Genomic DNA, 6378 nt, shown 5'->3' with positions numbered 1-6378 from the left:
CTGGCGAAGAGGGTTCCTCCCAACAGCAGCAGCGAGAGCGCGGTCGCGAGACCTGTGCGGAAGCGTGATGTGAGCGCGCGCGAGCGTCGCGGCTCGCTGAACCGTGTGTGCAAAACCATCCCCAGTCTTTTTTCCTGCAAGTTTGCGCACGCGAACATCGTCGTTCGACGGGTTCGGACCAGCCGGGGGGCGGTACACGAAGACATCAGACAACTGTCGCAACGGCGCGTTAAGTGACTGAGAGGAACATAACACATACTTGACGCTTTGATTGAATCCATAAACAGGGGCCCGATATCCCGCGGTCACGCTGATGGTTTATACAAAGATTGAATGAATATCGCCGAAAATTGATGTAAAACAACGTGGCAGAATGAGGGCACGGGTCAACGGGTGAGGAGAAACAGGTGCGCATGAGCGTCGAGCAGTGGCGGGAGCGGCGGCTCGCGCACGCCGACCGCGCGGATCGGCTCACCGAGGCGCACCGCGCCCGGCAGCTCCGCGGCGAAAAACACCCCGTCGAGGACTTCCTGTTCAGCTATTACACGGTCCGCGTCGCCGAGCTGCGCCGCTGGCACCCCGGGGCCGGGATTTCCCTCGCGGGCCCCCGCCCGGGAGACGCCCCCGACGCGGACGGCCCCGCCCCGAAATGGTACCGGGGATCCGCGGACGGTTCCCTCCGGGTCGACGCCGCCGCCTTCCTGGACCGCCGCGGCCGCACGGTCGACCTGATCGAGCGGCTGCTCCGGGCCACCCTCGATCGCCCCGCCCGCTTCGGCTGCTTCGGGCTGCACGAGTGGGCGATGGTCTATCGGCTGGACCCCGAGGAGATTCGGCACCGGGGGCTCAGCCTCCGCCTCGGCTCAGAGCACTCGGATCGGGTGGTCCAGGAGAACCCCATCGGCTGCACCCACTTCGACGCCTACCGCTTCTTCACCCCAGAGGCCGCGCCCCTGAACGAGGAGCGGCCCACCCGCGACACCCAGGTCGACACCGAGCAGGCGGGCTGCCTGCACGCGAACATGGACCTCTACAAGTGGGCCGGGAAGCTCGGGCCCCTCGTCCCCGGCGAGCTCCTGCTCGACTGCTTCGAGCTCGCCCGCGATATCCGCCGGGTGGACATGCGCGCCTCCCCCTACGACGTCTCCCCCTACGGCCTCGAGGCCGTCCGCATCGAGACCCCGGCGGGCAAGCGCGAGTACGCGCGGCTGCAGCGGGGCTTCACCGAGCGCGCGAATCCCCTGCGCGACCGGATCCTGGACGCGATCACCGCGGCCAGGGCGGCGAGCTAACAGCGATCGAGCGTCCGGCGCAGCTCCCACGCGTCCGCCGGGAAGGCGTCAAGCCCGTAGTCGTCGAGCAGCGTCACGAAGGCCACGGCGTAGCCGCAGTGCACCGCCGCGTTGGGCGGCATCCACCGCCCGGGCCCGTCGCTGCCCTTGTCGTCGTTGAGCCGCCCGTCCACCGCGACCAGGTTCCTCGGGTCGTTCGCGAAGCGCAGCCGCTCCGGGGCGCTCCAGCGCCAGGCACCCTGCCGCCAGGCGTACCCGAGCGGCACGATGTGGTCGATCTGCACCGCCTGCGAACTCTCCGCCCCGTGCCGGAAGTGGATGGTCTCGCCGCTGTAGGGGTCAACGAGCGTTCCGCTGCCCACCACGCAGCCGTTCGCGTGCAGGCTCGTGTCAGTGAGGTCGCGCTGGAGGATCTCGTTCCGGGTGAGGCAGCCGTCGCGGTCGAGGTCCGCCCAGCCCCGTCCGAAGCGGTTCCGGTCGTAGGAGCCGCCCGCCCCGCCGTATCCCGTGGGGATGGCGTCGAGCCGCTCGCGGGCCGCTTGGACCTCCTCCGGGGTGGGTTCGGGGAAGGCGGCGGACCCGGACTGGGCCGCGTCGCCGCCCGCGGCTCCGCCCCCGCCCGCGTCGAAGAATCCGGCGTCGGCGGCGCGCACGAGCAGCCAGCCGAGCCCAACGATGATCGCGAGGACCAGGCCCCATCGCAGCACAGCTCGCACGCGCTTCTCCCCGTCTCAGCTCCTCAGACTAGGCTAGGCCAGGACATCAGAGGAGGCCGCATGGAACACACACCGTACACGGAAGACGAACTCCGCGACGCGCTCGACCGCTACCGCACGGCCCTTGAGGACGCCGTCGAGGCGGGCGGCGCGGACCGCGACCGCGCCGAGACCCTCGCGGCAGCCCGCGAGATCCTCGACGAGGACGACGTGGACGCGCATCGGCTGATTACCGAACTCGCCGCGGGCGAGTACGGCGACCAGGTCTGGCGGCTCGAGGAAGAACTCCTCGACGACGAATAGTCGCCCGAGCGCCGCTCAGGCGGGCGTTGCGCGCGAGGAACCCCTCACCCCCGCAACGCCCGCCGACGGGGCGCTCGCCGAACCCTAGTCCCGGGATTCCTCGGCGATGCGCGTGTGGTGCTGGATGACCTCGGCCACCACGAAGTTGAACCACTTCTCGGCGAACTCGGGGTCGAGCTGCGCCTCGGCGGCCAGCTGGCGCAGGCGCCCGATCTGGCGCGCCTCGCGGGCGGGATCCGCCGCGGGCAGCTCGTGGGCCGCCTTCAGCTCGCCCACCTCCTGAGTACACCGGAAGCGCTCCGCGAGCATGTGGATCAGGGCGGCATCGATGTTATCGATGCTCGACCGGAGGCGGTTCAGCGTCTCCATCGGGTCCTGGCTCATCTGCGCTCCGTCTCGAATCAGTCGAGGAGATCGTGGAGCACCACGACCTGCTCCCGCTCGGGGCCGACACCGACGGCGGAGAACCGCGCGCCGCTCATCGCCTCGAGCGCAACGATGTAGTCCTGGGCATTCTTCGGCAGCTCCGCAAAGGTGCGGCAACCCGTGATGTCCTCATCCCAGCCCGGGAACTCCTGGTAGATCGGCTTCGCGTGGTGGAAGTCCGACTGGTTCACGGGCATCTCGTCGTGGCGCACCCCGTTCACGTCGTAGGCGACGCAGACGGGGATCGACTCGATGCCGGAGAGCACGTCGAGCTTCGTCAGCACGAAGTCGGTGACGCCGTTAATGCGCGCCGCGTAGCGGGCCATCGGGGCGTCGTACCAGCCGCAGCGGCGGGCGCGGCCGGTGGTGACGCCGAACTCGCCGCCCTTCGTCTGCAGGAACTCGCCCATCTCGTCAAAGAGCTCGGTCGGGAACGGGCCGGAGCCGACGCGGGTCGTGTACGCCTTGATGACCGCGATGATCCGGTCGATCTGGTGCGGGGGCACGCCGGAGCCGGTGCTCGCCCCGCCCGAGGTCGCGTTCGAGCTCGTCACGAAGGGGTAGGTGCCGTGGTCGATGTCGAGCATCGTGGCCTGGCCCGCCTCGTAGAGCACGGTCTTGTCGTCGGCGAGCGCGTTGTGCAACAGCAGGCCCGTGTCGCAGACCATCGGCTCCAGCAGCTCGCGGTACGCGAGCAGGTCGGTGACGACCTCCTCGACCTCGATCGCGCGGCGGTTGTAGATCTTGACGAGGACCTGGTTCTTGAAGTCGAGGGCCGCCTCGACCTTCTGGCGCAGGATCGTCTCGTCGAAGATGTCCTGGATGCGGATGCCGACGCGGTTGATCTTGTCCGCGTATGCCGGGCCGATGCCGCGGCCGGTCGTGCCGATCTGGCGCTTGCCGAGGAAACGCTCGGTGACCTTGTCCAGGGTGCGGTGGTACTCGGTGATGACGTGCGCGTTGGCGCTCACCTTGAGCTTGGAGACGTCCACGCCTCGCTCGATGAGGGCGTCCAGCTCCAGCTTCAGCACGGCGAGGTCCACAACCACGCCGTTGGCGATCACGGGGACCACCCCGGGGGTCAGGATGCCGGACGGCAGCAGGTGCAGCGCGTACTTCTGGTCGCCGATGACGACCGTGTGCCCGGCGTTGTTGCCGCCGTTGAACTTCACGACGTAGTCGACGCGGCTGCCGAGGAGGTCGGTCGCCCGACCCTTGCCCTCGTCGCCCCACTGGGCACCGGTGATGAGAACTGCGGGCATTTACGCCCCTCCTTCTAACGTGGCGATCGCTTCAGGGTCGGCGCCGTTCAGGAACTCCGTGAGCCGGTCCACCTCCGCCTGTTCGCCGATCTGGGCCGCGGAGCGGCGCAAGGCGAAGAGCGCTCGGAGCACCCCTCGGTTGGGTTCGTGTGACCAGGGCACGGGTCCGTGCCCCTTCCAGCCGGCCCGACGCAGCGCGTCCAGGCCCCGGTGATAGCCCACTCGCGCGAAGGCGTAGGCCTCGACGACGCGGCCCTCGGCGTACGCGGCGTCTGCGAGCAGCGCCCACGCGAGCGAGGATTCCGGGTGGGTTCGGACAACCGCTTCGCCCGGCTCGGTGGCTAGGGCGGCGGTTACCTCGGGCTCGGGAGCGAGGCGGGTGGGCTCAGGTCCGAGCAAGTTTTGACCGATCACTTGACCCATCTTACCCGGCGCCGCCCCCGCTCCGGGGTGCCCGGCCGGGTTCGCGGCTCCGCACGGCTCCCGCGTCCCGCCCCGCCCGCGGCCGCGGCGGTGGGCGACGCGCCCGGTGTCACACCGCGTCATCTGCGACACAGTGATCGGCCGTTTCGATAACTTGCTCTTATCAATAAGTTCAAAGAATCGCTGAAGTGCGACCGCTGTTCGTACACTAGCGTCACTAGCACGGACCCAGCGTCGGGCCCCACGGAGGAACCACCCTCCCCTCCGCAAGCCCGACGGGTCACCCCACCTCGTTGCACCCTCGGAGGCAAACATGATTCCCCGAACACTCACTCGCTCGCGCCGCGGTCCCCGCGCGCTCATCACGGCCACGGCCCTCCTCGCCGTCGGCGCGCTGACCGCCTGCTCCGCCGGTGGCCCCGGCGGCGAAGCCGAGGAGGTCACCGACTCCGGGAAGGCGCTTGAGCAGGTCACCGTGGCGCTGCCCGGTTCCCTCGCAAACCTCTACGTCGGGCAGGAGAGCGGCGTCCTCAACTACTACCTGGCCTCGACCGTGCAGGAGGGTCTCGTCGGCCTCGACGCGGACGGCACCCTCGTCCCCGCCCTGGCCGAGACCTGGGACACCCCGGACGCGAACACCTACGTCTTCACCCTCCGCAGCGATGCCGTGTTCCACAACGGCGACCCCGTGACCCCGGAGGACGTCGTGTTTAGCCTGCTCCAGGCCAAGGACGCCACGGCATCCCCCGGTCTCACCTGGTACCTGAGCAACATGAAGAGCGTCGAGAAGACCGGCGAGCACCAGGTCACGGTCGTCACGGCGGAGCCCGACCCCGCGTTCATCAAGAACATGACCACCGCCGGGGCCACCTTCGTCACCCAGGAGAAGCACTGGCAGGAGGTCGACGGCGCCGTCGGCACCGCGGACAGCCTACTCCTCGGCTCCGGCCCCTACGCCGTGACCGATTTCACGCCGGGCGAATCCGTCACCCTGGAGCGTTCCGATGACTGGTGGGGCACCCCCGGGAAGGTCGAGTCGATCCGGGTCGAGTTCATCCCCGACGAGAACACCCGGCTCCTGGCCGCCCAGTCCGGCGACATCGACATCGCCTTCAACGTGCCGCTCAAGCAGGCGCAGCAGTGGCAGGAGTCCGCCGGGCTTCGCGTCGATTCCGTGAACGATCTCTCCTACGTCGGCCTGCTCTTCGACCAGAACGTGGCCCCCTTCGACGACCTCAAGGTCCGCGAGGCCATCGCGCACTCCGTCGACCGAGAGGCAATCGTGGAGAAGCTGCTCCGCGGCTATGGCGAGGCGGCGAGCACCATTATGACGCCCGAGTCGATCACCGATCAGCTCGACGCCGAGGCGGCCCGGAAGCTCCTCGCCTCCGTGCCGCAGCTCGACTTCGACCTCGACGCCGCGAAGCAGGCCCTGTCCGAGTCCTCCGTGCCGGAGGGCTTCACCGCGGAGCTGGCCTACCCGAACACCGGCCCCCACCTCGGCACCGCGGCCCAGTCGCTCGCCGAGAACCTGAAGCAGGTCGGCATCACCCTGTCCGTGAAGGAACAGCCCATCGAAACCTGGCTCGCGGGCATCGGCACCGGAGAGAACGGGCTCGGCCTGATGTGGTACTTCTCCACGACCGGCGACCCCGCCGAGGTGAGCTCGTACCTGCTCGCCGCCGACAACGTGAACCACGTCGAGAGCGAGGAGATGCTCGGCTTCTTCCGGGAGGCGAACACGGCGCAGACCCCCGAGGAGCGGCTCGACCTGCTGATGCAGGCGGAGACGCTCAACGCGGAGCAGGTCATCAATGCCCCGCTGTGGTGGGGGCAGTCCCTGACCGCGTTCAGCGACCGGGTGGGGATCGCCGAGTTCAGCCCGTACACCTTCCTCGGTCCCTGGGGCGCCGAGCTCTTCGCCGCGGAGTAGTCCCCCGGGGTGCGCGGGCGCTC

General features: G+C 69.0%; 7 protein-coding genes. 3 read left to right on the top strand and 4 right to left on the bottom strand.

The features are described 5' to 3' along the window. Positions 1-413: 413 nt before the first annotated feature. Positions 414-1292: a 3-methyladenine DNA glycosylase gene (locus OOT08_RS11335; RefSeq protein WP_325092740.1), complete on the top strand. Its 879-nt coding sequence runs from the start codon at positions 414-416 to the stop codon at positions 1290-1292. Here the strand turns inward: OOT08_RS11335 and OOT08_RS11330 are convergent. Beyond that, positions 1289-2008 carry an HNH endonuclease family protein gene (locus OOT08_RS11330; RefSeq protein WP_325092739.1) on the bottom strand — a complete coding sequence of 240 codons (720 nt, stop codon included), beginning with the start codon at positions 2006-2008 and terminating at the stop codon, positions 1289-1291. The genes OOT08_RS11335 and OOT08_RS11330 overlap by 4 nt on opposite strands. Before the next feature lie 60 nt (positions 2009-2068). Between OOT08_RS11330 and OOT08_RS11325 the strand changes: the two genes are divergently transcribed. Then, positions 2069-2311 carry a hypothetical protein gene (locus OOT08_RS11325; protein WP_325092738.1) on the top strand — a complete coding sequence of 81 codons (243 nt, stop codon included), beginning with the start codon at positions 2069-2071 and terminating at the stop codon, positions 2309-2311. 84 nt (positions 2312-2395) lie between these two features. Here OOT08_RS11325 and OOT08_RS11320 read toward each other — a convergent pair whose 3' ends face one another. From OOT08_RS11320 to OOT08_RS11310, 3 genes are read right to left on the bottom strand one after another with little or no spacing between them, the layout of a single operon-like run. Next, entirely contained in the window at positions 2396-2695 is a 300-nt protein-coding gene (locus tag OOT08_RS11320) for a chorismate mutase (protein WP_325092737.1), read from the bottom strand. A 17-nt stretch (positions 2696-2712) separates the two neighbouring features. After that, positions 2713-3999: an adenylosuccinate synthase gene (locus tag OOT08_RS11315; RefSeq protein ID WP_325092736.1), complete on the bottom strand. Its 1287-nt coding sequence runs from the start codon at positions 3997-3999 to the stop codon at positions 2713-2715. Further along, on the bottom strand, positions 4000-4422 hold the full coding sequence (locus OOT08_RS11310) for a DUF3151 domain-containing protein (RefSeq protein ID WP_325092735.1): 423 nt from the start codon (positions 4420-4422) through the stop codon (positions 4000-4002). Between the two features lie 313 nt (positions 4423-4735). Here OOT08_RS11310 and OOT08_RS11305 point away from each other — a divergent pair, with 313 nt between their 5' ends. After that, positions 4736-6355 (top strand): ABC transporter substrate-binding protein, encoded by a 1620-nt coding sequence (locus OOT08_RS11305; protein ID WP_325092734.1) that lies wholly within the window; start codon positions 4736-4738, stop codon positions 6353-6355. Positions 6356-6378 lie beyond the last annotated feature (23 nt).

The organism is Leucobacter sp. M11, from assembly GCF_035726885.1.
GTDB lineage: Bacteria > Actinomycetota > Actinomycetes > Actinomycetales > Microbacteriaceae > JAPFRB01.
Note: the sequence above shows the minus strand (reverse complement) of the source record. Positions and strands in the feature narration are given on the sequence as shown.